Annotated in this window: 23 protein-coding genes, 2 tRNA genes, 1 other RNA gene and 1 pseudogene; 9 read left to right on the top strand and 18 right to left on the bottom strand. The window is 72.2% G+C overall.

What is annotated here, in order from left to right; translation table 11 throughout:
• Window positions 1-17: 17 nt before the first annotated feature.
• The 3 genes from ACFVXJ_RS11520 (at window position 18) to ACFVXJ_RS11530 (ending at window position 4,063) form a co-directional block, all read left to right on the top strand.
• Entirely contained in the window at window positions 18-1,310 is a 1,293-nt protein-coding gene (locus ACFVXJ_RS11520; protein WP_389661507.1) for a glycosyltransferase, read from the top strand.
• Window positions 1,307-3,463: an ArnT family glycosyltransferase gene (locus ACFVXJ_RS11525; protein ID WP_389661508.1), complete on the top strand. Its 2,157-nt coding sequence runs from the start codon at window positions 1,307-1,309 to the stop codon at window positions 3,461-3,463. The genes ACFVXJ_RS11520 and ACFVXJ_RS11525 overlap by 4 nt, the downstream gene beginning before the upstream one ends.
• Before the next feature lie 372 nt (window positions 3,464-3,835).
• Window positions 3,836-4,063 carry a hypothetical protein gene (locus tag ACFVXJ_RS11530; protein WP_389661509.1) on the top strand — a complete coding sequence of 76 codons (228 nt, stop codon included), beginning with the start codon at window positions 3,836-3,838 and terminating at the stop codon, window positions 4,061-4,063.
• A 44-nt stretch (window positions 4,064-4,107) separates the two neighbouring features.
• Here ACFVXJ_RS11530 and ACFVXJ_RS11535 read toward each other — a convergent pair whose 3' ends face one another.
• From ACFVXJ_RS11535 to ACFVXJ_RS11580, 10 genes are all read right to left on the bottom strand, one after another.
• Window positions 4,108-4,914, bottom strand: a complete 807-nt coding sequence (locus ACFVXJ_RS11535; RefSeq protein ID WP_389661510.1) for a hypothetical protein — start codon at window positions 4,912-4,914, stop codon at window positions 4,108-4,110.
• A gap of 60 nt (window positions 4,915-4,974) precedes the next feature.
• Complete coding sequence (locus ACFVXJ_RS11540) at window positions 4,975-5,814, bottom strand: RNA polymerase sigma factor SigF (protein WP_190185484.1); 840 nt, start codon at window positions 5,812-5,814, stop codon at window positions 4,975-4,977.
• A gap of 224 nt (window positions 5,815-6,038) precedes the next feature.
• On the bottom strand, window positions 6,039-7,070 hold the full coding sequence (locus tag ACFVXJ_RS11545; RefSeq protein ID WP_389661511.1) for an RNA polymerase sigma factor SigF: 1,032 nt from the start codon (window positions 7,068-7,070) through the stop codon (window positions 6,039-6,041).
• 216 nt (window positions 7,071-7,286) lie between these two features.
• Window positions 7,287-7,448 (bottom strand): hypothetical protein, encoded by a 162-nt coding sequence (locus ACFVXJ_RS11550; protein ID WP_361317311.1) that lies wholly within the window; start codon window positions 7,446-7,448, stop codon window positions 7,287-7,289.
• 436 nt (window positions 7,449-7,884) lie between these two features.
• Window positions 7,885-8,172 (bottom strand): hypothetical protein, encoded by a 288-nt coding sequence (locus ACFVXJ_RS11555; protein ID WP_389661512.1) that lies wholly within the window; start codon window positions 8,170-8,172, stop codon window positions 7,885-7,887.
• A gap of 343 nt (window positions 8,173-8,515) precedes the next feature.
• A tRNA-Ser gene (locus tag ACFVXJ_RS11560) sits at window positions 8,516-8,602 on the bottom strand.
• 77 nt (window positions 8,603-8,679) lie between these two features.
• Window positions 8,680-9,108 carry a tRNA adenosine(34) deaminase TadA gene (tadA, locus tag ACFVXJ_RS11565; RefSeq protein WP_389661576.1) on the bottom strand — a complete coding sequence of 143 codons (429 nt, stop codon included), beginning with the start codon at window positions 9,106-9,108 and terminating at the stop codon, window positions 8,680-8,682.
• Window positions 9,109-9,173: 65 nt separating this feature from the next.
• Window positions 9,174-9,722: a hypothetical protein gene (locus ACFVXJ_RS11570; protein WP_389661513.1), complete on the bottom strand. Its 549-nt coding sequence runs from the start codon at window positions 9,720-9,722 to the stop codon at window positions 9,174-9,176.
• Between the two features lie 578 nt (window positions 9,723-10,300).
• Window positions 10,301-10,513, bottom strand: a complete 213-nt coding sequence (locus tag ACFVXJ_RS11575) for a hypothetical protein (protein ID WP_389661514.1) — start codon at window positions 10,511-10,513, stop codon at window positions 10,301-10,303.
• 86 nt (window positions 10,514-10,599) lie between these two features.
• The gene (locus tag ACFVXJ_RS11580) at window positions 10,600-11,586 is read right to left on the bottom strand and encodes a universal stress protein (RefSeq protein ID WP_389661515.1); all 987 of its coding nucleotides are present in this window, start codon (window positions 11,584-11,586) and stop codon (window positions 10,600-10,602) included.
• A 188-nt stretch (window positions 11,587-11,774) separates the two neighbouring features.
• On the opposite strand from ACFVXJ_RS11580, the gene upp reads away from it, so the two are divergent.
• Window positions 11,775-12,410, top strand: a complete 636-nt coding sequence (gene upp / locus ACFVXJ_RS11585) for a uracil phosphoribosyltransferase (RefSeq protein ID WP_389661516.1) — start codon at window positions 11,775-11,777, stop codon at window positions 12,408-12,410.
• Between the two features lie 79 nt (window positions 12,411-12,489).
• Here upp and ACFVXJ_RS11590 read toward each other — a convergent pair whose 3' ends face one another.
• Together ACFVXJ_RS11590 and ACFVXJ_RS11595 are read right to left on the bottom strand one after the other, a co-directional pair.
• Window positions 12,490-13,134: a LytR C-terminal domain-containing protein gene (locus tag ACFVXJ_RS11590; RefSeq protein WP_389661517.1), complete on the bottom strand. Its 645-nt coding sequence runs from the start codon at window positions 13,132-13,134 to the stop codon at window positions 12,490-12,492.
• Between the two features lie 123 nt (window positions 13,135-13,257).
• On the bottom strand, window positions 13,258-13,554 hold the full coding sequence (locus ACFVXJ_RS11595) for a type II toxin-antitoxin system VapB family antitoxin (protein ID WP_008740979.1): 297 nt from the start codon (window positions 13,552-13,554) through the stop codon (window positions 13,258-13,260).
• Between the two features lie 122 nt (window positions 13,555-13,676).
• On the opposite strand from ACFVXJ_RS11595, the gene ACFVXJ_RS11600 reads away from it, so the two are divergent.
• Both ACFVXJ_RS11600 and opcA read left to right on the top strand, forming a co-directional pair.
• A complete protein-coding gene (locus tag ACFVXJ_RS11600) occupies window positions 13,677-15,290 on the top strand; it encodes a helicase HerA-like domain-containing protein (RefSeq protein ID WP_389661518.1) in 1,614 nt (537 codons plus the stop codon).
• Window positions 15,291-15,376: 86 nt separating this feature from the next.
• Window positions 15,377-16,309, top strand: coding sequence for a glucose-6-phosphate dehydrogenase assembly protein OpcA (opcA, locus tag ACFVXJ_RS11605; protein ID WP_389661519.1), 933 nt, complete (start codon window positions 15,377-15,379; stop codon window positions 16,307-16,309).
• Here the strand turns inward: opcA and ACFVXJ_RS11610 are convergent.
• Window positions 16,258-16,731: a cupin domain-containing protein gene (locus ACFVXJ_RS11610; protein ID WP_389661520.1), complete on the bottom strand. Its 474-nt coding sequence runs from the start codon at window positions 16,729-16,731 to the stop codon at window positions 16,258-16,260. The genes opcA and ACFVXJ_RS11610 overlap by 52 nt on opposite strands.
• A 55-nt stretch (window positions 16,732-16,786) precedes the next feature.
• Window positions 16,787-17,440: an HhH-GPD-type base excision DNA repair protein gene (locus ACFVXJ_RS11615; RefSeq protein ID WP_389661521.1), complete on the bottom strand. Its 654-nt coding sequence runs from the start codon at window positions 17,438-17,440 to the stop codon at window positions 16,787-16,789.
• 161 nt (window positions 17,441-17,601) lie between these two features.
• Between ACFVXJ_RS11615 and ACFVXJ_RS11620 the strand changes: the two genes are divergently transcribed.
• The gene (locus ACFVXJ_RS11620; RefSeq protein ID WP_389661522.1) at window positions 17,602-18,414 is read left to right on the top strand and encodes a VOC family protein; all 813 of its coding nucleotides are present in this window, start codon (window positions 17,602-17,604) and stop codon (window positions 18,412-18,414) included.
• A gap of 293 nt (window positions 18,415-18,707) precedes the next feature.
• The gene (locus ACFVXJ_RS11625; RefSeq protein WP_389661523.1) at window positions 18,708-19,127 is read left to right on the top strand and encodes a molybdopterin-binding protein; all 420 of its coding nucleotides are present in this window, start codon (window positions 18,708-18,710) and stop codon (window positions 19,125-19,127) included.
• A gap of 100 nt (window positions 19,128-19,227) precedes the next feature.
• Here the strand turns inward: ACFVXJ_RS11625 and ACFVXJ_RS11630 are convergent, their stop codons facing one another.
• From ACFVXJ_RS11630 to ACFVXJ_RS11645, 4 genes and pseudogenes are all read right to left on the bottom strand, one after another.
• The gene (locus ACFVXJ_RS11630; RefSeq protein ID WP_389661524.1) at window positions 19,228-19,974 is read right to left on the bottom strand and encodes a hypothetical protein; all 747 of its coding nucleotides are present in this window, start codon (window positions 19,972-19,974) and stop codon (window positions 19,228-19,230) included.
• A gap of 55 nt (window positions 19,975-20,029) precedes the next feature.
• A complete protein-coding gene (locus tag ACFVXJ_RS11635; RefSeq protein WP_389661577.1) occupies window positions 20,030-20,875 on the bottom strand; it encodes an ATP-grasp domain-containing protein in 846 nt (281 codons plus the stop codon).
• 81 nt (window positions 20,876-20,956) lie between these two features.
• Window positions 20,957-21,425, bottom strand: a pseudogene (locus ACFVXJ_RS11640) (HNH endonuclease); the annotation flags it as partial.
• Between the two features lie 91 nt (window positions 21,426-21,516).
• A tRNA-Ser gene (locus tag ACFVXJ_RS11645) sits at window positions 21,517-21,604 on the bottom strand.
• A 108-nt stretch (window positions 21,605-21,712) separates the two neighbouring features.
• Between ACFVXJ_RS11645 and ffs the strand changes: the two genes are divergently transcribed.
• An RNA gene (gene ffs / locus ACFVXJ_RS11650) (signal recognition particle sRNA small type) lies at window positions 21,713-21,811 on the top strand.
• The last annotated feature ends 3 nt before the right edge of the window (window positions 21,812-21,814 follow it).

Consider the following 21,814-nt stretch of genomic DNA (forward strand, 5'->3'; position numbering starts at 1 on the left):
CCGACGAGGGTCGGAGCATGCCAACCGACACCTCTCCCGGCCTCGGAGCCCTTCCGGCCCGGGTGCACCTGGCACCCGTGCCCGGTGAGCCCGTACTCGACGTGGTGATCCCGGTGTTCAACGAGGAGAAGGACCTCGGCCCGTGCGTGCGCCGGCTGCACGATCACCTCACCAGAACCTTCCCGTACCCCTTCCGCATCACCATCGCCGACAACGCCAGCACGGACCGGACCCCGGCCGTCGCGGCCGCCCTCGCCGCCGCCGTGGCAGGGGTCCGCAGCACCCGGCTGGAGGAGAAGGGACGCGGCCGCGCCCTGCGCACCGTATGGTCGCGCTCCGAGGCTCCCGTCCTCGCCTACATGGACGTGGATCTCTCCACCGACCTGAACGCGCTGCTGCCCCTGGTCGCCCCGCTGATCTCCGGTCACTCGGACCTCGCCATCGGCACCCGGCTCGCGCGCTCCTCCCGCGTGGTGCGGGGAGCGAAGCGCGAGTTCGTCTCCCGGGCCTACAACCTGCTGCTGCGTTCCTCTCTCGCCGCCCGCTTCAGCGACGCGCAATGCGGGTTCAAAGCCATCCGCCGCGAGGTCGCCGAACGACTGCTGCCGCTCGTCGAGGACTCGGGCTGGTTCTTCGACACCGAGTTGCTGGTGCTGGCCGAGCGGGCGGGGCTCCGTATCCACGAAGTTCCGGTGGACTGGGTGGACGACCCCGACTCCACCGTCCACATCGCCCGTACCGCCGCCGAGGACCTCAAGGGCGTCTGGCGCGTCGGCCGGGCGCTCGCGGTCGGCGCACTGCCGCTCGACCGGCTGGCGCGTCCCTTCGGGGACGACCCGCGGGACCGGACGGCGCTGCCCGGCGTCCCCCGCGGGTTGGCCCGCCAGCTCCTCGGCTTCTGCGCGGTCGGGCTGCTCAGCACCCTGCTCTACCTGGCGCTGTACTCCGCCTTCCGGACCTCGGCCGGCCCACAGGTCGCCAACGCGACCGCCCTGCTGCTGTCGGCCTTGGCCAACACCGCCGCCAACCGCCGGCTCACCTTCGGGGTGAGGGGGCGTGCCCGCGTCGTGCGCCACCAGGCCCAGGGGCTGCTGGTCTTCGCCATCGGCCTCGCCCTGACCAGCGGTTCACTCGCCGCCCTGGACGCGGCCGGCACCGACACCGGCCACAGCACCGGCCCCGCCCACGGCACCGAACTCGCCGTACTCATCACGGCCAACCTCGCCGCCACCGTGCTGCGCTTCCTGCTCTTCCGCGCCTGGGTCTTCCCCGAGCGGCGCGGCAATCCCACGAAGGACGACATCCGATGACGACGGCAGCAGTGCCCCTGTTCCCACCCGCCCCACCGGTCACCACCACCGCGGCGGCGACCGACCGGCCCCGCTGGGAACACCCCGCGTACGTCGTGCTCCTGCTCCTCACGGCGGTCCTGCTGCTGTGGAACCTGGGTGCCTCCGGCTATGCGAACTCCTTCTACTCGGCCGCGGCCCAAGCGGGTTCCGAGAGCTGGAAAGCCTTCTTCTTCGGTTCCTCCGACGCCGGCAACTCCATCACCGTCGACAAACCCCCGGCCGCCCTGTGGCCGATGGCCCTGTCGGTGCGACTCTTCGGGCTGGGCGGCTGGCAGATCCTGATCCCGCAGGCCCTGATGGGCGTCGGCACCACCGCGGTGCTCCACGCCGCCGTCCGGCGTCAGTTCGGCCCCGTCGCCGCCCTGCTGAGCGGCGCGGTCTTCGCGCTGACCCCCGTGGCGGCCTTGATGTTCCGCTTCAACAACCCCGACGCGCTGCTCGCGCTGCTGATGACCGTCACGGTGCACTGCGTCCTGCGGGCGCTGGACGGAGCACGCACCGGCTGGCTGGTGGCGGCCGGCGCCGCGGTCGGGGCCGCCTTCCTGACGAAGACGCTCCAGGCCCTGGTCATCCTTCCTCCGCTGGCCGTGCTGTACGCGGTCTGCGCTCCGACGCGGCTGCGTGGGCGACTCGGTCAGTTGCTGCTCGCCGGATTCGTGATGGTGACCACGGGCGGCTGGTGGGTGGCCGTGGTGGAGCTGTGGCCGGCCGCGTCCCGCCCCTACATCGGGGGCTCGCAGAACAACTCCTTCCTGGAGCTGACCTTCGGCTACAACGGGCTGGGCCGGATCAACGGCGACGAGACCGGCAGCGTCGGCGGCGGTGGCCGCCCGGGCGGTGGTGGTGGAGGTTGGGGTGCCACCGGCATCGACCGGCTCTTCTCGACCGACATCGGCGGCCAGATCTCCTGGCTGCTCCCGGCGGCCCTGGTCATGCTCGTCGCCGGACTGGTGATCACCTGGCGGGCCCGCCGGGCCACGGATTCACTGGAGAGCATGGCCCGCGCGGCCTTCCTCGCCTGGGGCGGCTCCCTGCTGATCACCGGTCTGGTCTTCAGCTACATGCAGGGCATCTTCCACGAGTACTACACCGTGGCCCTCGCGCCCTTCGTGGCCGCGCTCGTCGGCATGGGCGTGGCCGTGCTCTGGGAGGAGCGGGGCAGCCGGGCCGCCTCCCTGACCCTCGCCGGAACCCTCGCGCTCACCGCGTACTGGGCGTTCGTACTGCTCGGCCGCGCCACCGGCTACCTGCCGTGGCTGCGCTGGACGGTGCTCGTGGCGGGTCTCGGCGCCGCCGCCGCGCTGCCTTTCGCCGCTCGGTTGGGCCGTGGGGTGGTCTTGGCGGTGGCGGCCGTCGGTCTCGGCGCGGCGTTGGCCGGCCCCCTCGCGTACTGCCTGACCACGGTGGACACCCCGCACGAGGGCTCCATCGTGACGGCCGGCCCGGCGGTGGCGGGCGGCGGTGGCCCGGGCGGACGCGGCATGCGCGCGTTCTACGGCCCCGGCGGCGCGATGCCGCCAGGCGCCCAGGGCGGCGGACCCCACATGCCGCCCGGCGGACGGCCCCCCGGCGCCCCGGGCACCAGGGCTCCCGGCGGCACCGGCCCGACCGGCCCGGCCGGTGCGATGGGGGTGCCCGGTGCGACCCGTCGCGCCGGCTCGCGGGGCAACGCAGGCGGCGGCCCCGGCGGGCTCCTGAACGGCACCAAGGCGAGCGCCGAGGCCACGGCCGCACTGCGGGCCGACGCCGCGCGCTACACGTGGGCGGCGGCGGCCATCGGCTCGCAGAACGCGGCGAGCTACCAACTGGCCTCCGGCGCACCCGTCATGGCGATCGGCGGCTTCAACGGCAGCGATCCCTCGCCGACACCGGAGCAGTTCAAGGCCTACGTGAAGGCCGGCCGCATCCACTGGTTCATCGCCCGGAGCGAGAGCCAGGCCCAGGCTCAAGGTCAGGGCGGGGAGGCCGGCACGGCCCGACGCGGGGCCGCCGGTCCGGGCGGGGGCACGAGCAGCGCCATCGAGAGCTGGGTGAAGGCCGGCTTCAAGGCCACCACGGTCGGCGGAGCCACCTTCTACGACCTGACCTCGCCCGCCACCGGCACGTCCTGACGTCGCCCGCGAGCTGCACGTCCTGACCCGGGCGGAATCCGGAACGGCAAGGTGCCGCAGACGAGGATCTCGTCTGCGGCACCTTGCCGTCCGGTCGGGGCGGCCGGGTCGGTGACTACTCGGCCCGGGCGACCGCCGGGGCCTCCTGGACGGTGCCCGCCGCGGCCGGGGCGGGCGACGCCGGATTCGACCTCAGGCAGCTTGTCCAGGTCGGGGCCAGGTTCTGCGTCATCATGCCGAGACCGGGACCGGTCAGCGCCCTGAAGACGGCGATGTGCCGGTACGGCCGCCGATCATCGGAGTTGCCACAGGCACATGGATGGGTGGGGGTAGGCGGTAAAGGAATGGGAAAACCCGCTAGGGTGCGGACCCATGGCTGCGAACCACAACTCACCCGGCCCCGAGGGCAACTACGACCCGGCGGGCAGTACCCAGATGTTCCGGGCGTTCGTCGAGGAGGTCGAGCCGGTACGTGCCACCGTGCCCGGAGCCCGTCGGCGTCGGCCGGCGAAGGAGGCCCCGAAGACCGGTCTGTGGATCGGCCTGGCCCTCGCCGCGCTCGTCGTGATCGCGGCGGTCGCCTGGCTCGCCCTCGGATAGTCCCGGGCCGCCCCCGCAGCCCTTCCTGCGCGGGGCGCCACGGGTCAGCTCCAGGTGGCGCTGACGTTCCGGGTCTCGACCCGCATGCCGAGGGGCACCCGCCAGGACTCGACGCAGACCGTGTAGGTCTGTGTCTTCGACGTCCCGCCGGCGATCGGAGCGGGCAGCGGCTGGGTCGTGGTGATCGTGGCCCAGTCGACGCCGAGCGCGCCGATGATGTGCGTGGCGAAGCTCACCGTGCCCGAACGGGCCGCGGTGCTGCCTGTGTTGGTGAAGGTGACCGTGACGCGCTCGCACCAGCGGTCGCCGGTCGCCGCCCGGAGGGGGGTGCCGACCGTCAGGCGCGCCGGGGTGGCCGGAGGTGGTGACGGGGTGCCCGGTTTGCCCGGCGTGGGCACGGGCGTGGACCCGGACGGCCCCGGTGAGCCGGACCCTGATCCCGAGCCTGAGGCGGTGCCCGAGCCGGTGCCCGAGCCCGGGTTTTCGGGGCTGTGGGGGGCGCCGGGGGTGGTGGTGGCGGGGTCGGCGTCCGGTGGGGCGCCAGGAGACGCGGAGCCGCCGGGGGAGGTGGACGTGGATCCGCCCCTGGCGGAGTCGGCCGAGGTCCCCGTGTCCCCCGCACCGGGCGACGTACCGCGTGCGGCCGATGGCGCACCGCCGCCCGCCGCCGGGGCTCCGAGCTGTTGGAGCTCCACCTCGCCGGCCGGCGGTACGTTCCCACCCGGGCCGGGGGCGGCCGCGCCCACAGCGGCGTAGCCGCCGCGGGCCGGACCGCCGCAGCCGCCCAGGGCCACGACGGCGACCGCGCCGCAGAGGGTGAGTGCTGCCGCCCGGCGGGTTCCCGTTCGCATCGCGCCAGTGTTACTGACGATCCGTCATTTCGGAAGCGAGCGGCAGCGCTTATCGGGTGGTCACTCGCCGATGAGGCCGACGCGCAACTGGGCGAGCGTGCGCGTGAGCAGCCGGGAGACGTGCATCTGGGAGATCCCGACCTCCTCGCCGATCTGCGACTGCGTCATGTTGGCGAAGAACCGCAGCATGATGATCTGCCGCTCCCGGGGCGGGAGCTTCGCCAGCAGTGGCTTGAGCGACTCCCGGTACTCGACCCCTTCGAGCGCGCTGTCCTCGTACCCCAGGCGATCGGCGAGGGAGCCCTCGCCGCCCTCGTCCTCGGGGGACGGCGAGTCCAGCGAGGAGGCGGTGTACGCGTTGCCCACGGCCAGGCCGTCGACCACGTCCTCCTCGGACACGCCGAGCACGGCGGCCAGCTCGGGCACGGTCGGGGACCGGTCCAGCTTCTGGGCCAGTTCGTCGCTGGCCTTGGTGAGGGCCAGGCGCAGCTCCTGGAGGCGGCGCGGGACGCGCACGGACCAGGACGTGTCCCTAAAGAATCGTTTGATCTCGCCCACGACCGTCGGCATGGCGAAGGTCGGGAACTCGACACCGCGTTCGCAGTCGAAGCGGTCGATCGCCTTGATGAGGCCGATGGTTCCCACCTGGACGATGTCTTCCATCGGCTCGTTACGGCTGCGGAAGCGGGCCGCCGCGTACCGCACCAGGGGGAGGTTCAGCTCGATCAGGGTGTCGCGTACGTACGCGCGTTCGGGGCTGTCCACGTCCAGGGCGGCAAGTCGCTGGAAGAGGGAGCGGGAGAGCGTGCGGGTGTCGATGGCTTCCGAGCGGTTGGACACTGCCGGCAGCTCACGCTTGACGAGCGTGAGCACCTTGGAGCTGCCCTGGTCTACGGACATGCCACCCCCTTGAGGTCGCGGACGGTCGCGCTTCTCTGCGCGCCCGTCGGAGGAACGCAGCCTCCACCTGAATACCGGAGGCGGGGCTGCGGCAAACGCGGTTCCAGCAGAATGTCACATGTCGGCAACACGCTGTAGCGCCTTGTCGACATGTATCTCCAGCGACAGACCGGAATGAGCCCGGTCTGTCGGGAAACGCGTCAGGTGATCTCCACCCGTTCCGGTTACGCCTCGATCCTGTTTGCGGATCGCAGGCGGGCGAAGCTCCGGGCGAGCAGCCGTGACACGTGCATCTGGGAAACCCCCAGCTCAGCACTGATCTGCGACTGCGTCAGATTGTTGTAGTACCGCAGCAGCAGGATCCGCTGTTCGCGCTCGGGCAGTTGTACGAGGAGGTGTCGGACGAGGTCGCGGTGCTCGACGCCGGCCAGTTCGGGGTCCTCGTAGCCGAGGCGGTCCAACAGGCCGGGCATTCCGTCACCCTCCTGGGCGGCTTCGAGCGAGGTTGCGTGGTAGCTCCGGCCGGCCTCGATGCAGGACAGCACCTCGTCCTCGGTGATGCGCAGTCGCTCGGCGATCTCGGGGGTGGTGGGGGTGCGTCCGTGCAGCGTGGTGAGGTCCTCGGTGGCCGCGTTGACCTGGACCCAGAGTTCGTGGAGGCGGCGCGGGACGTGGACGGTGCGCACGTTGTCGCGGAAGTACCGTTTGATCTCGCCGACCACCGTGGGCATCGCGAAGGTCGGGAACTGCACCCCGCGGTCGGGGTCGAAGCGGTCGATCGCGTTGATCAGACCGATCGTTCCGACCTGGACGACGTCCTCCATCGGTTCGTTGCGGCTGCGGAAGCGGGCGGCGGCGTAGCGGACGAGGGGAAGGTTGGCCTCGATGAGGGCCCCGCGGACCCGGGTGTGGTCGCGGCTTCCCGGCTGGAGGTTCTTGAGCTGCCCGAACAGCACCTGGGTCAGGGCTCGGGTGTCGGCGCCCCGGCTCTGCGGCCGGGGGGCGGCCGGGGGCTCCTCCGGGGGGGCCGGCGGGGACTCCTGCTGTGGAGATTCCTGCTGCGGGGACTCCTGCTGCGGGGGGACCTGGGGGTCGTGGGACGCCGGCCGGGCCGGTTCGGTCGGTTCCGGGGGTTCCTGCGCGCTCGGGGCGTTCGGGCCGTCCTCGGGACGCAGGGGGCTCGGCGGGCTCGGGGGGCTCTGCGGGCTCTGGGGGTCTTGCTGGGGTGGCACCTGAGGCGCAGTACTGGCCGGCACGGTCACGCCACCCCTTCAGTCAACTATCCGTCAAAAGCGGTCATAGCATCACAAGAGATGTGCACTGTGTGCAAGCACCTGATATAGCCGTGTTGAGGGTAGATTGGGCAGTTTGGGCATATCGGGATATTCGCCCGGAACACGGATAACACAAAAAGCCCCCCACCCGTCGGAGTGGGGGGCCGGTAAGTCCGGAATCCGCTTCAGCGTACGGGTTCAGCGCACCAGTTCGGTCATGAACTCGCCGATCGCATGGGCGGCATCCGAGATCCCTTGGAAGCCTATTTGGACCATATCGGCGGCTTTGACGGGTTGAGTGATGATCACGAAGAGTACGAAGACGACGAGCGCGCCCATGACGATCTTCTTGGTGTCCACGAGCGGTGTCGGCCTCCCCAACCGGTCCTGCTGAGTCGGGTGAGTCTAACCGGTCAGGTTTGGACACTCACCTGCCCTTTAAGGACCAAGGGCCCGTCGGTACGGGTCCTTGGTCGGTCACCGGGCGGGAGGGGAGGGCGCAGGATGGAGCACGAGCCCACCGGTTCTGGCAGGAAATCGGTGGGTGAGGGAAAGGGCCTCGCTGCGGGGTCCGGACCGCGGCCCTCCCCCCCGGCCGCGGCCCGGACCGGCAGGTTCGGTCTCATCGGGGGGAGCGGCTCGTCCCCCCGACGCCGCTCCCCCCGTCCACGTGTGAAGGTCCCGGCTTCGGCCGGGGCCTTCTTCGCGTGCGGGGCTCCCTCGGCCGGGGCCCGGACCTGGCAGGGGCCGGCGGGCGGACCGGTGGCCGGGTCGGTGGTCAGGCCGGCAAGGCCGGTCAGCCGATGGCGCCGGCGAGGTCGGTGAGGGGCTGGACGGGGGCGACCACCGGCGCGAGGTCGTTCGGGAGGTCCATCAGCCGGCCGAGCTGGTTGAGGGCGGTGAGCTTCTCGCCGATCTCCCGGACGGAGCCGGGCGTGGCCCCCTTCGGCATGCCCGGGGCGGCCTGCGGCAGGTCCGGCAGGGTGAGAGGGGCGATCGGCGCGGCGGAGGCGGCGGGTGCGGCGAGGCCCGCGGCGGCCCCCGCGAGGGCGAAGGCGGCGAGCATGCGCTGGGTCTTGGTCATGCCGTGACAACGGCCGAGCGGGCGGCCGGTCACGCGGATGCGCCCGGGAGGCGGCCGTACGGGGCGCTGCGCGTCGGGGCGCCGGACGTCTGGAACCTGCCCCGCCTGCCCTGCCTGCCTGCCCCGCCTGCTCGCCCTGCGTGGCCGGTACGACGGGGCCGGCCCGGACGGGCGTCTGATCGTCGGTCTCCGTGCTTCGGCCTCGGTACTACGGGCCGGGGAGGCGGGCCTCGGGCACCGGGGCGTATCGGGCCGAGGCGCAAGGGGACGGGAACGTCGAGGCGCATCGGCGGCGGGAACGCCGAGAGCCCCGACCCTTGCGGGGCGGGGCTCTCGATCAGAGCGGTAGCGGTGGGATTTGAACCCACGGATAGCTTGCACCATCACACGCTTTCGAGGCGTGCTCCTTCGGCCGCTCGGACACGCTACCGAGAGAGAGCTTAGCCCAAAGAGCGCCGTGCTCTGAAATCCGTATCCGGCGCCGCGCCACGAGCCGCCCCGGGAGGGTCACAGGTGGCGGAAGAAGTCCGTCAGTTGGGTGGCGCACTCGTCCGCGAGGACGCCACGGATCACCTCCGGACGGTGGTTGAGCCTGCGGTCCCGTACGAGGTCCCACAGCGACCCCGCCGCGCCCGCCTTCTCGTCGTCGGCGCCGTAGACGACCCGGGCCACCCGGGACTGCACCAGGGCGCCCGCGCACATCACGCACGGCTCCAGGGTCACCACCAGGGTGCATCCGGTCAGCCGCCACTCCCCGAGTTCGGCGGCGGCCCGGCGCAGCGCGAGCACCTCGGCGTGGGCCGTGGGGTCGCCGGTCGCCTCGCGCTCGTTGTGCCCGGTGGCGAGGAGCTCGCGGTCCGGACCGAGCAGGACGGCGCCGACCGGCACGTCGCCGGCCGGCACCGCCAGGGCGGCCTCCTGGAGGGCCAGGCGCATGGAGTCCCGCCAGGGGTCCCGTACGGGGTCGGGACCGGGGTGGTGCGTGTGGTGCTCGGTGATCACTAGCGGACGGCCTCCAGGACCTCGGTCGCACCGAGCGACTCGGCGATCTCCGAGAGGGCGTCTCCGTCGAGGGTCATCAGTTGCTTGTGGCTCACGCCGAGGTCGTCGAGCAGCCGCGGGTCGCCGAGCGGACCGGCCGGTACCGGCTCGGCACCGCCATGGACCCCTTCGTCCGCGTCGTCCTCCTCGGTGGTGAAGGCGGCGATGGCGTCCTCCTCGCCGTCCTCGGTGCCGTCCAGGTCGAGTTCGTCGAGTTCGTCGTCCTCCTCCTCATTGCCCAGCAGCTCTTTGGTCAGCATCGAGCCGTAGGAGCTGCGGTCGGCCGCGGAGGCGTTCGATACGAAGTACCGAGGGTCCTCCTCGCCGTCCACGCGGATGACGCCGAACCAGGCGTCCTCCTGCTCGATGAGGGCGACCACCGTGTCGTCGTCGACAGCGGCGGACCGGGCGAGATCGATCAGATCACTCAAGGACTCGACGTCGTCGAGTTCCATGTCGCTCGCTTCCCACCCGTCTTCGGTGCGCGCGAGCAGTGCGGCGAAGTACACCGTGACTCTCCCACTGGTCGTAGGCGTGCCGGTTGGAGGTCCCCCCGGCCTGAGGTTGGGGTCGCGACGGCCGTGTGCGAGCCGTTCGTACCCCGCCCCATCGGCATCGTGGCAGAAACAGCGGCTTTGCGAGAGGTCTTCCGCGCTTGCGTCGTCCCGTGCCGTGCGCTCCGCGGGTTGTGCGGGGGCGGCGTTGGGCTGCCGGGACCCGGCTGCGGGGGTGGGCGTGTCCCCCGTGTCCCCCGGGGCCGGGTACCGGGCCGGGGTGCTGCCGCGTCGAGCCGCGTCGAGTCGCGTGGGGCGTGGGGCGGCCGGGGCCGGCGGGGTCGGTGCGGCGGCGGGTCCCGGACGCCCCCCGAAACCGCGCTCGAACGCCGGCGGGGCCGTTCTCGGCGGGCGGCCCCGCCACGCATGGCCCCGCCACGCATGGCCCCGCCACGCATGGCCCCGCCACGCATGGCCCCGCCGCGCATAGCGCGTCGCGCGGGCCGGGCACCTCGAACGCCGGCGGGCTCTTCGTGCGGGATGGCTCTTCGTGCGGGTCCGGTAATGGGCGGGAGAGGCGGGAGGGGGCGGAGTTACCAGCGGAAGGTGCGCATGCGCATCTGTTGGCGCATGCGAGCCGCGCGGGCGCGCCTGGGTTGGACGCGGTCGCGCAGTTCGCGCGCCTCGTTCAAGTCGCGAAGGAACTGCGCGCGCCGAGCCCGGCGCTGCGCCGTACTCTCCGGCTCCCCCGGCTCCCCCGGCTCCCCCGGCTCCCCCGGCTCCCCCGGCTCTTTCTCTGGCACCATCGCCCACCGCCCCGGCTGCTCTTCTCCGGTTGTCCTACCCACCTTCCCCCGGATTTCCGCGTTGATGCCATCCAGGTCGTCCCAGCTCAGACAGGTTCGTCGTGGGTCGCCGGGACGACCGCCACCGGGCCGTGCGCGTGTTGGAGCACCGTGTTCGCGACGGACCCCATCATCAGGGCACCGAGGCTCCGCCTCGGGTGGTGACGGCCCACCACCACCAACGCCGCCGACCGTGAGGCCTCCACCAGCCGCTCCGCCGCCCCGCCCGGCACCGCCGCCTGCTCCACCGGCACCTCGGGATGCCGGTCGAGGAACGGCGCGAGGCGTTCCTGCTGGGCCCGCAGCGTGTCCCGCTCGGCCGGGGCGGTGTCACCGTCGTCCCCGACCAGTTCCTCGGGCGTGATCACCGTGAAGGGTGTGTCCAGGGGCGCGACCGCCGGTGAGGGCGGTACCGGGTACGCCGAGACCACCTGGACGGCCGTCCCCCGCGCGGCGGCCTCCGCGAACGCGAAGGCCAGTACGTCGTCGTGGGTCTCGGCGGTGTGCAGTCCGAGGACCACCGTCCCGCCGGTGCCGGTGCCGGTGCCGGTGCCGGTGCCGGTGCCGGCGCCCGCGCCCGCGCCGGGGGCCCGCTCGGCTCGCGGCACCACCACCACCGTGCACGGCGCGGTGGTGGCCACGGCGCGGCTGTTCGATCCGAGGAGCAGCGCGGCGAAGCCCCCGCGACCCCGGGAGCCCATCACCAGGGCCAGCGGCCGCGTCTCGGCCCCGATCACCCTCAGCGCCTCCGGGACGGACCCCTCAAGGGCCTCGTACCGCACCTCGGCCGGCCGCTCGGGCGCCGCGGCCAGGAGGTCCCGTACGCGGTCCCGCACCGGATCGGCGTACTCCAGTGGTTCCGAGGCGTCGTGCAGGGAGGAGCGTCGGCCCGCGTACAACTGGGCGCTGTCGGAGAGCACGTGCGCGACGAGCAGCCCGGCGCCGTGCCGCAGCGCCGCGCGTCGCGCCCATTCCAGGGCCTCCAGGCTGTGCTCGGATCCGTCGACCGCTGCGATCACCAGTCCGTTGCTCATCAATCCAGGGTGGTGGGCCCGTGTGTGGCCCGCAATACCGCGGCCGAGCAGCCCGGGGCGCCCCTTTCGACACGGGAGGGGCCGGCCAGCGCGTAGCCTTTTGCGTGTGGGTCGCACACCGCGGCCGTTTTCGCAGGTCGCAGGTCGAAACCCGGCAGCCGGCTGCAGTTGAGGTCTTGGAGGAAGTTGTGCGTTTGCAGGTCGTCGATCACCCCTTGGTGGCGCACAAACTGACCACCCTGCGCGACAAGCGCACCGACTCCCCCACCTTCCGCCGGCTCGCCGACGAGTTGGTGACCCTGCTGGCCTACGAGGCCACCCGCGACGTGCGCACCGAACAGGCCGCCATCGAGACCCCGGTCGCCGCGACCACCGGCGTGAAGCTCTCCTACCCGCGCCCGCTGGTCGTGCCGATCCTGCGCGCCGGTCTCGGCATGCTCGACGGCATGGTGCGGCTCCTGCCGACCGCCGAGGTGGGCTTCCTGGGCATGGTCCGCAACGAGGAGACCCTGGAGGCGTCCACGTACGCGACGCGCATGCCGGAGGACCTCTCCGGCCGCCAGGTCTACGTCGTCGACCCGATGCTGGCCACCGGCGGGACCCTGGTCGCCGCGATCCAGGAGCTCATCAAGCGCGGCGCCGACGACGTGACCGCCGTGGTGCTGCTGGCCGCGCCGGAGGGCGTGAAGGTCATGGAGCGAGAGCTGGCGGGCACGCCGGTGACCGTGGTGACGGCCGCGGTGGACGAGCGGCTCAACGAGCACGGCTACATCGTGCCGGGCCTGGGCGACGCGGGCGACCGCATGTACGGCTCGGCCGAATAACGCCCCGGCTGGGGAACGCCCCGGCCGGGAACGCCCGGGGCGCACGACGCCCCGGGCGCCGCGTGGCCTCAGGCGCGGATCAGCATTTTTTGACGGCGGGCGCGGGCTCGGGGTTGGCCAGTGCGGCCAGCGCCTTGTCCGCGTCCTCCTTCGTGCTCAGCTCCTTGAAGCCGTCCCCGAGGATCAGGTCGATGTCCGCGCCCTCGCGGGCGTCGGTGTGCTGCGTCATGCCGGCCAGTTGGGTGCCGAGTACGGAGTACGCCGCCTTGTCGGTCTTCGGCGAACCGAGCATTATCCCGGTGCCGGGGACCTTCTTGTCGAAGTCGGCGGGGGCGTTGCCGACCTGCCCGAGCACGAAGCCGCGTTTCTTCAACTCGTCCCCGACGGCCTTGGCGAGGCCGGCGCGCGGGGTCGCGTTGTAGACGTTGACCGTGATCTGGCCGGGCTGGGGCAGTACCACCGCGGGTTTGGACGGAGCCGCCGCCGGACCCGCCTCGGGGGCGCCGGTGGGGCAGTCCTTGGCCGCGGCCGTCTTGGGCTTGGTGTCGCCCCGGAAGACGTCCATGAGCTGCAGTGCCCCGTAGCCGAGCAGGGCCAGCACGAGGGCCGAGCCGAGCAGGGCGAGGATGATCCGGCGGCGTCGCCGCGGGCGGCTCATGCGGGGGAAGGCAGCTCCGGTGACGCGGTACTTTCCGCCCATGCCGGGGGGAGTGAGCATGCTCATGGGCGCAGCGTAGTGCCGTACCGGAACGATGCCTACTAAATGATCTATTGATCGGCGAAGGCCGACCCGAAAGGCGCAATCGGCCGGTCAGGACGGCTCGCGCCCTCCGTGCTGTGGGCCGGGTCAGTCCATTTCGAGGACGCGGGCGTGCAGCACCTGGCGTTGCTGGAGGGCGGCGCGCACGGCGCGGTGCAGCCCGTCCTCCAGGTACAGGTCGCCCTGCCACTTCACGACGTGCGCGAAGAGGTCCCCGTAGAAGGTGGAGTCCTCGGCGAGCAGTGTTTCGAGGTCCAGCTGCCCCTTGGTCGTCACGAGCTGGTCGAGCCGGACCGGGCGCGGGGCGACATCCGCCCACTGCCGGGTGGTTTCCCTGCCGTGGTCGGGGTACGGCCGCCCGCTTCCGATGCGCTTGAAGATCACACGGAAAGCCTACCGGGCCGCTGCCCGCGGGCGCAGCATCGTGACAGCGGTGCAAAAGTGGCAGACGAGGCCAATCCGGGAGCAAGGTCGAGCCGGAGGCAGGGCCAGTCCGGGAGGGACGTATGAGTGAGAGCACCGACCCCGTGTCCCCGGCCGTGTCCCCGGCCGACGAGATCGCCGCCGGGTACGCCTTCACCGGCCCCGCGCTCGATCTGGGGGCCCTGGTCTGGGACGGCCGGTGCATGCCGGACCGGCAGGTCCGCATTCCGCTGGCCGTGCTCAACCGGCACGGGCTGGTCGCCGGCGCCACCGGCACGGGCAAGACCAAGACGCTCCAGCTCATCGCCGAGCAGCTCTCGGCGGCGGGCGTGCCGGTCTTCCTCGCCGACATCAAGGGTGACGTCTCGGGAATTTCGGCGCCCGGCGTGCCGAACGACAAGGTCCGCGAGCGGGCCGGGGAAGTCGGCCAGGAATGGTCGGCCGCCGGCTGCCCCGCCGAGTTCTACTCCCTGGGCGGTATCGGGCCCGGTATCCCGCTCCGGGCCACGGTGACGAGTTTCGGTCCGGTGCTGCTGTCGAAGGTGCTCCAGCTCAACCCGACGCAGGAGCAGTCGCTCGGGCTGATCTTCCATTACGCCGACTCCAAGGGCCTGGAGCTGATCGACCTCAAGGACTTGCGCGCGGTCGTCGCCTTCCTCGTATCCGATGAGGGAAAGGCCGAGCTCAAGGGCATCGGCGGCCTTTCCACGGTGACGGCAGGGGTGATTCTGCGGGCGCTGACCGCCTTCGAACAGCAGGGAGCCGCGGATTTTTTCGGAGAACCCGAATTCGACACCGCCGAATTCCTCCGGACGGCCCCTGACGGGCGCGGGGTGGTCTCCGTACTGGAACTCCCGGCGGTACAGGACAAGCCGCGGCTGTTCTCCACCTTCCTGATGTGGCTGCTGGCCGACCTCTATGCCGATCTGCCGGAAGTGGGGGACCTGGAGCGGCCCAAACTCGTCTTCTTCTTCGACGAGGCGCACCTGCTGTTCCACGACGCCTCGAAGGCGTTCCTCGAATCCATCACCCAGACGGTCCGGCTCATCCGGTCCAAGGGCATCGGCGTGTTCTTCGTGACGCAAACGCCGAAGGACGTGCCGGGGGACGTGCTGGCGCAGCTCGGCAACCGGGTGCAGCACGCGCTGCGCGCCTTCACCCCCGACGACGCGAAGGCGCTCAAGGCGACCGTGAAGACCTTCCCCCACTCGGCCTACGACCTGGAAGAACTGCTGACACAGCTGGGGACGGGCGAGGCGGTGGTCACCGTGTTGAGCGAGAAGGGCGCCCCCACGCCCGTCGCCGCGACCAGGCTGCGCGCCCCGCGATCGCTGATGGGACCGGTCGACGCGGCCGTCCTCGAACAGGCGGTGACCTCCTCGTCCCTGTACCCCCGCTACGCCCAGCCGGTCGACCGCGAGTCGGCCTACGAGAAGATCAGCGCCGAGCAGGCGGCGGCCGAGGCCGCCGCGGAGCGGGCGGCAGCGGCGGAGGAGGCCGGGAAGGAGGGCCGACACGCGGAAGAGGAGAGGGGGAAGGCCGGGAAGGCGGACCACGGCGCGGCGCGGCCGGAGCCGTCCCTGGCACAGCAGGTGGTGGGAAGCGGACTGTTCCGTTCCCTGGCCCGTTCCGTCGGCACCCAGCTGGGCCGGGAGATCTCCCGCTCGCTCTTCGGCACGGCCCGCCGCCGACGCTGAACGAGCGCCGCCCCCACCCGGACGGTCCAGGCGGAATCCACTGAACCGGTTGCCATGTCCCCGGCCTTCGCTGACAGACTCGGACCATGCGGACAGACCTCACAGACACCACGTCCGGCAAGATCGACCGGGCCATCCTCGAAGCACGCCGAGCCGTCGGCAGCCCCGCCATGGGGCTGGTGCTCACGCTCGTCGTGGTCACCGACGAGGAGAACGCCTACGACGCGGTACGCGCGGCCTCGGAAGCCTCGCGCGAGCACCCCAGCCGCATCATCGCGGTGATCAAACGGACCGCCCGCGGTCCGCGCAAGACGCACCAGACCCGTTTGGACGCCGAGCTGCGCGTCGGTTCCGACGCCGGGTCGGGGGAGATCGTGCTCCTCCGGCTGCACGGCGAACTGACCGACCACGCCGGTTCGGTCGTACTGCCGCTGCTGGCCCCGGACGCGCCCGTCGTGGCGTGGTGGCCGGCCGACGCCCCCGCCGCACCCGCCCGCGACCCGCTGGGGGCGCTGGCGCAGCGCCGGATCACCGACGCCCAGGCGGCCGCCGACCCGGTGGGCGTACTGGACCAGCGGGCGGCCTCGTACACCCCCGGCGACACCGATCTCGCCTGGACCCGTCTCACGCCGTGGCGCTCACTGCTCACGGGCGCCCTGGACCAGGCGCCGCTGCCCGTGACGGGCGCGGCGGTGGAGAGCGAGGCCGGCAACGCGAGCGCCGAGCTGCTGGCGCGCTGGCTGGAGGTCCGGCTCGGGGTGCCGGTGGAGCGGGTGGTCACGGACGGGCCGGTGGTGACGCGGGTCCGGCTGGAGACGACCGGGGGCGAGATCCGGGTGGACCGGCCCGACGGGGTGTTGGCCACCCTGTCGCTGCCGGGTTGGCCGGACCGGAAGGTGGCCCTCAAGATCCGCAGCCTCGCCGAACTGATCGCGGAGGAGCTGCGGCGGCTCGACGCCGACGTGGTCTACGCCTCGGCGCTGCGCGGACGCCCGGCCCAGGCCTCGCTCTCCGCGTAGTGGTTGTCGTAGACGGGCTGGCTGTCGATGATGTCCTGCACGGTGGCCTCGCCCGCCCGCACCCGGCCCAGGAGGCGGTAGTAGTCGAAGCGCGCCATGCCGGGGGTGAAGCCGACGAACACCTCGGCGGTGTGCCCGGCCGCCGGGGCGAAGGCGTGCTTCACGCCGGGCGGGACGCTGAGGAAGTCGCCCTTGGCCAGGGTGTGCACCTCGTCGCCGACGAGTACGTCGAGCCGGCCGTCGATGACGTGGAAGAACTCGGTCGCCTTGGTGTGGAAGTGCACCGGGGCACCGGCCGCGCCGAGCTCGAAGGTGGCGGTGTTACAGGTGAGTTCGGGGGTGTCGGTGAGCAGCGTGATGGTGCTGCCCGGGCCGTCGGTGATGGATTCGGCGCCGGTCGCGCGGACGGGATTCAGGGTCATGGGGCGAGGGTAGGCGGGCGGCGGCCCCCGCCGGGGGCCCGTACGAAACGGTCCGTCACGTCGCCCCGCCCTTGCCGGTCCGCGTCGTACCGGACCTCTGCTTCGCCGGCCTCGCCTCGGCGGCCTTCGCGGCCTTCGCGGCGGCCTTGTGCTCCTGCTTGTACGCGCGCACCAGGGCCAGCGACTCCGGCCCGGTGATGTCCGCCGCCGAGCGGTGGACGCCCGCTTCCCCGTAGCCCCCGGCCGCCTCCCGCCATCCCTTCGGCCGCACCCCGAATCGTTTGCCGAGCAGGGCCAGGAAGATCTGGGCCTTCTGCTCGCCGAAGCCGGGCAGGTCCTTGAGCCGCCGCAGCAGTTCCGCGCCCGACCCCGCGTCCCGCCAGATGGCCTCCGCGTCCCCGTCGTAGTGCTCCACGAGGTACGCGCAGAGCTGCTGCACCCGCTTCGCCATCGAGCCCGGATAGCGGTGCACCGCCGGCTTCTCCGAGAGCAGGGCCGCGAAGGACTCGGGGTCGTAGGCGGCGATCGTGTGGGCGTCGAGATCGTCCGAGTCCATCCGGTGGGCGATCGTGTACGGACCCGAGAAGGCCCACTCCATCGGCACCTGCTGGTCCAGCAGCATCCCGACGAGCGCGGCGAGCGGGCTCCGGCCGAGCAGGGCGTCGGCCTCCGGCTGCTGGGCCAGCCGGATGGTGATGTCCTTGTCCATGGCTCCAGCCTCCCCCGTGGCCGTCCTCCGCGCGCGGGCGGCGCACCGGCCACCTAGCGTGTGAAGCGGGACGGGTCACCACGACGTACACGACACGGCGACGTACACGACACGGCGACGTACACGACGGACGACGTACACGACACGGGAGTCGATCGATCATGACTGAGTACCCGGAAGGCGCTCCTTGCTGGGTGGACGCGATGTTCGCCGATGTGGAGGGCGCCAAGAGCTTCTACTCCGATGTGCTGGGCTGGACGTTCGGCGACGCGTCGAGCGAGTACGGCAACTACACGCAGGCGTACTCGGACGGCAAGGCCGTCGCGGCCGTCGTGCCGCCGATGCCCGGCGCGGACGCCCCCTCCCAGTGGTGCCTGTACTTCGCCTCGCCGGACGCCGCCGTCACGGCCGAGAAGATCAGGTCGGCGGGCGGCGAGGTGGCGATGGGGCCGATGCAGGTCGGCAGCTTCGGCACGATGGTGATCGCCAAGGAGCCGAGCGGGGCGGTCTTCGGCATCTGGCAGCCCGGCGACCACAAGGGCTTCGAGAAGCGCGGCGAGCCCGGCTCGTTCGCCTGGGCGGAGGTCTTCACCCGGGACGTGGCGAAGGTGGACGCGTTCCTGCCGGAGGTCTTCCCGTACGAGGCCCGGCAGATGGATCTCGGCGACGACCCCGAGGCGGCGGGGATGGACTACAAGATGTTCAGCCTGGGCGGCCCGGAGAACCCCGTGCTGGGGCGGATGAACATGGGCGACGAGTTCCCGCCGGAGATCCCGCCCTACATCCAGGTGTTCTTCGCCGTCCCGAACTGCGACGAGGCCGTGGAGAAGGCACAGGCGCGGGGTGGCCGGATCCACTTCGGGCCGATCGACAGCCCCTTCGGGCGCTTCGCTGCGCTGACGGACCAGCAGGGCGCGGCGTTCGCGGCGATCGACATGTCGACACGGGTCGGCGAGATGCCGAAGTTCGCGTAACCCGCGCCGACGGCGGTGGCGAGCGCGAAGGCGGGCGCAGGAGTCGAGGCGTAGGAGGCGAGGGGGCGAGGGCAGGCGGTGCGCGCAGCAGCGAGCCGCACGGGTGGATCAGGCCGGCGGATGCGACGGGTCCAACCCTCGTCTTCGACCAGCGGGTTAGCGTCGATCTTGTGCGGTTGTCGGGGTTCGGGGTTCGGGGTCGTCGGGGTCGTCGTGGCCGTACGCGCTTACGGCGCTTCCTCGGCACGCCGTGCCATGCCCGTGTCTACGTCTAGGTAAGAGGTCGAACACCCATGAGCCTGAGCATCCGCAACCAGATCGCCGGTACCGTCGGCGACGTCACCACCGGCGCGGCCATGACCACGGTCAAGGTCCGGCTGGAGGGCGGCCAGGAGATCACCGCCGCCATCACCACCGACGCGGTGAAGGACCTCGGCATCGCCCCCGGCACCGCCGTGAACGCGCTGGTGAAGGCCACCGAGGTGGCCCTCGCCACGGACGCCGTCGACGGCATCAGCATCCGCAACCAGATCCGGGGCACCGTGTCGGGCATCGCCCGCGGCGGGGCCATGGCGTCCGTCAAGGTCCACGTCGACGGCGGCGGCCTGACCGCCGCCATCACCAACGACGCCGTCGAGGCGCTCGGCCTCGCCGAGGGTTCCCCCGTCGTCGCCCTGATCAAGTCCACGGAGATCAGCCTGGGCACCGCCTGAGCCCCGGCCCGGGGCCTCGCCCGGGTTCGGGTGCGGGCGCGGGCGCGGGCGCGGGCGCTCGCGTAGCGGCGTTCCCCCCGCCGGATCCGGCCGACCGGATCTAGCGGACGGCGGCGGCCGGCTCCAGGACGCGGGGCGCGAAGCCGTCGTTCGTCTTGCAGCCGAGGTTCTCGTAGGTGTTGACCTTCGTGTCCGGGTCGGTGGAGACGAGGTGGAACTTGCAGGCGCCCTTGATGTAGCGGCCTTCGACCCCGCCGGGGAAGTCGATCTCCTTGTTCCAGAGGTAGGGCGATTCGTAGTGGTTGAGGTGCGCGGTGGCGTTCACGTCGATGCCGCCGGGCGCCTCGATCTCGTAGACCCACCCCGTCTTGGCCGCGCCGTACGTGGCGAACTTCTGGGCCACCCACTTCTCGCAGCTGGTGCTGAGGTGGGCGCTGCTCTGCCCGCCGCCCTTGACGATGTACTCGGCCAGCGGGATCAGTTCGTCCCCGCGGGGTGCGAAGCCGGTCTTGAAGAGCTCGTCGACGGTCTCCCGGGTGTCCCCGCGCCAGAGGGTGTTGCTGTCGTCGCGCCACTGCCAGTTCTCGTCCAGGGCGGTGGCCGCGACGGCTTGGGCGATCAGCGGGTTCGTGGTCGTACGCCACCAGTCCGCGGCGCGGTACTCGGTGACGGGACCGCAGGGGGAGGTCAGGTCGGCGGCGGCCGTCGCGGCGGGCGCGGGCACCACCGCGGGTGCGGCGGGCGTGGCGGGCGCCGCGGTGGTGGCGGGGGTGGCGAGGGCGGGCGAGACGGCGACGGCGGAGACGACGGAGACGGCGGCGAGTACGCGCAGAGCGGCCTGCAACATGGTGGAACCCATCGGTAGGGCAACAGGACGGGCCCTTTATAGACGCGCCCCCTCCCTACTCGACCGACCCCGCCCCGCGGTCCACCCGCACGGGCGGAACAGTCGTACTGGCGAAAGGATTTGTCGTCCCGTCGCGTACGAACGGCAGGTCCCGGCCGGCCACCCGCGCCAGCGGTCCCGCGGACCGGAGCACCACGTCCAACACCCCCGCGATCGAGGCGGCGTAGCAGTTGGCGAACCAGGCCATGTTCGCCTCGACCACCGCCCAACGGCCGCCGGCGGTGAGCCCGACGTCCACGACGACCCCGCTGGGCAGGCCGATCCCTCCCAGGTCCGCCGCGAAACGCCGCACGGCGCCGGAGCGCGGATCGGTGTCGAGCGGAGCGCAGTCCAGCCGCCCGTACACGGCGTACCGGCTCCCGGCGGCGATCTCCCCGTCCAGCAGGAACAGCCGGTACTCGACGACGAACTCCACCACCTCGGACCGCAGCACCGGGGTCCGCTCGTCCGGCCCCGCGGGCAACCGGGACCCGTCCGGATACACGGCGGCCGGGAACGACTTCTCCCGCGGCGGTTTCACGAACGCGGGACCCGCCGACCCGCGCGCGGCGCCCAGGGTGGTGAGCTGGACGCGCCGCCTGATGAAACGTTCCGGCAACCGCACGAGCCAGTCGTCCGGCGGCTCCAGCAACCCGAGCCCCAGCCCCGCCCCGACCCGCCCTGCGGCCGCCGGGCCCCCGCGCCAGTACACCTGCCCCCGCGACCCCGACCCCCCGACGTCCCCACGCACTTCCATCCCCCGCCGCGCGGCCTCCGCGCACAACAACCCGGCGGTCCCACCGCGCCGTCCGGGCACCAAGAACACCGAACCTCCGACCATGCCCCCATTCTGGCGCCCCATCAGGAGCCGAACCCGGCCCGCGGCCGCCTTCACGCCAGGGCAGGGCGTGGCGCGCCGTGGAAGACCTGGCCGGTGTGCCGGGTGACCCTCGCCGGTACCGAGGACACCCTTGTCGAAGAGCTTGTGGTGCAGCGAACACAGGCTCAGGCGGTTGTCGACCTCGTCGGGACCGCCGAACGCCCACCAGTACACGTGTGCGGCCTCTAGACCGACCGGCACCGCCCCGATCCGCCCGCCGTGGCCGCAGATGGCGCACTGGTACTCGTACGCCGTGAGCACCAGCTCGCGCATCCGCCGGTCCCGCTGCGGCCGCTGTGACGATGTCCGTCCCGGCTCGGCCGGCTCCGGTTCCGGCTCCAGGCCGACCGCTTCGCACAGCTCGCTGTGGAGCGAGGGCGGAAGTGCCGGTCGAGCAGCAGGCGCGCCGTCCGCCCCGGCAGCGGGGCTCCCGCCACAAGGCCGCCCGCAGCTCCGGCACCGGTCGCCCCACGGCCCCGGACGCCCGCAGCTGCCCCACGACGGTTCCGGGGCTGCCGGGTCCGCGGTCCGTATCCGGCCCTCGGGGCCTGCGGGCCCGCCGCGGAACGCAGAAGGCCCCGGCCGGTTTCCCGGTCGGGGCCTTCAAGTGCCCGGTGAGGCACTGGCGGAGGATACGAGATTCGAACTCGTGAGGGGTTGCCCCCAACACGCTTTCCAAGCGTGCGCCCTAGGCCACTAGGCGAATCCTCCGCCGCAAACAATACAAGACGTTGAGGGGTGCTCGCGAACGTGATCGTCGGCCGGGGGATCCCGGAGGGGGCGGGTCGATTCCGGGGGGTTCCATCCGCTAGGGTGGGGCCCAGCCCCTCACGTGGCGCTATCTCACCCAACTCCCCCAGGGCCGGAAGGCAGCAAGGGTAAGTGGGCTCTGGCGGGTGCGTGGGGGGCGCTTTGCGTTCC

Origin of the sequence: Streptomyces sp. NPDC058279 (genome assembly GCF_042881255.1) — a bacterium.
Lineage (GTDB): Bacteria > Actinomycetota > Actinomycetes > Streptomycetales > Streptomycetaceae > Streptomyces.

Excerpts from the sequence above, each read along its gene's own strand:
- ACFVXJ_RS11520 (WP_389661507.1), top strand. The coding sequence starts at position 18 with ATGCCAACCGACACCTCTCCCGGCCTCGGAGCCCTTCCGGCCCGGGTG.
- ACFVXJ_RS11525 (WP_389661508.1), top strand. The coding sequence starts at position 1,307 with ATGACGACGGCAGCAGTGCCCCTGTTCCCACCCGCCCCACCGGTCACC.
- ACFVXJ_RS11530 (WP_389661509.1), top strand. The coding sequence starts at position 3,836 with ATGGCTGCGAACCACAACTCACCCGGCCCCGAGGGCAACTACGACCCG.
- ACFVXJ_RS11535 (WP_389661510.1), bottom strand. The coding sequence starts at position 4,914 with ATGCGAACGGGAACCCGCCGGGCGGCAGCACTCACCCTCTGCGGCGCG.
- ACFVXJ_RS11540 (WP_190185484.1), bottom strand. The coding sequence starts at position 5,814 with ATGTCCGTAGACCAGGGCAGCTCCAAGGTGCTCACGCTCGTCAAGCGT.
- ACFVXJ_RS11555 (WP_389661512.1), bottom strand. The coding sequence starts at position 8,172 with ATGACCAAGACCCAGCGCATGCTCGCCGCCTTCGCCCTCGCGGGGGCC.
- tadA (WP_389661576.1), bottom strand. The coding sequence starts at position 9,108 with ATGCGCCTGGCCCTCCAGGAGGCCGCCCTGGCGGTGCCGGCCGGCGAC.
- ACFVXJ_RS11575 (WP_389661514.1), bottom strand. The coding sequence starts at position 10,513 with ATGGTGCCAGAGAAAGAGCCGGGGGAGCCGGGGGAGCCGGGGGAGCCG.
- ACFVXJ_RS11580 (WP_389661515.1), bottom strand. The coding sequence starts at position 11,586 with ATGAGCAACGGACTGGTGATCGCAGCGGTCGACGGATCCGAGCACAGC.
- ACFVXJ_RS11590 (WP_389661517.1), bottom strand. The coding sequence starts at position 13,134 with ATGAGCATGCTCACTCCCCCCGGCATGGGCGGAAAGTACCGCGTCACC.
- ACFVXJ_RS11600 (WP_389661518.1), top strand. The coding sequence starts at position 13,677 with ATGAGTGAGAGCACCGACCCCGTGTCCCCGGCCGTGTCCCCGGCCGAC.
- opcA (WP_389661519.1), top strand. The coding sequence starts at position 15,377 with ATGCGGACAGACCTCACAGACACCACGTCCGGCAAGATCGACCGGGCC.
- ACFVXJ_RS11610 (WP_389661520.1), bottom strand. The coding sequence starts at position 16,731 with ATGACCCTGAATCCCGTCCGCGCGACCGGCGCCGAATCCATCACCGAC.
- ACFVXJ_RS11615 (WP_389661521.1), bottom strand. The coding sequence starts at position 17,440 with ATGGACAAGGACATCACCATCCGGCTGGCCCAGCAGCCGGAGGCCGAC.
- ACFVXJ_RS11620 (WP_389661522.1), top strand. The coding sequence starts at position 17,602 with ATGACTGAGTACCCGGAAGGCGCTCCTTGCTGGGTGGACGCGATGTTC.
- ACFVXJ_RS11625 (WP_389661523.1), top strand. The coding sequence starts at position 18,708 with ATGAGCCTGAGCATCCGCAACCAGATCGCCGGTACCGTCGGCGACGTC.
- ACFVXJ_RS11630 (WP_389661524.1), bottom strand. The coding sequence starts at position 19,974 with ATGTTGCAGGCCGCTCTGCGCGTACTCGCCGCCGTCTCCGTCGTCTCC.
- ACFVXJ_RS11635 (WP_389661577.1), bottom strand. The coding sequence starts at position 20,875 with ATGGGGCGCCAGAATGGGGGCATGGTCGGAGGTTCGGTGTTCTTGGTG.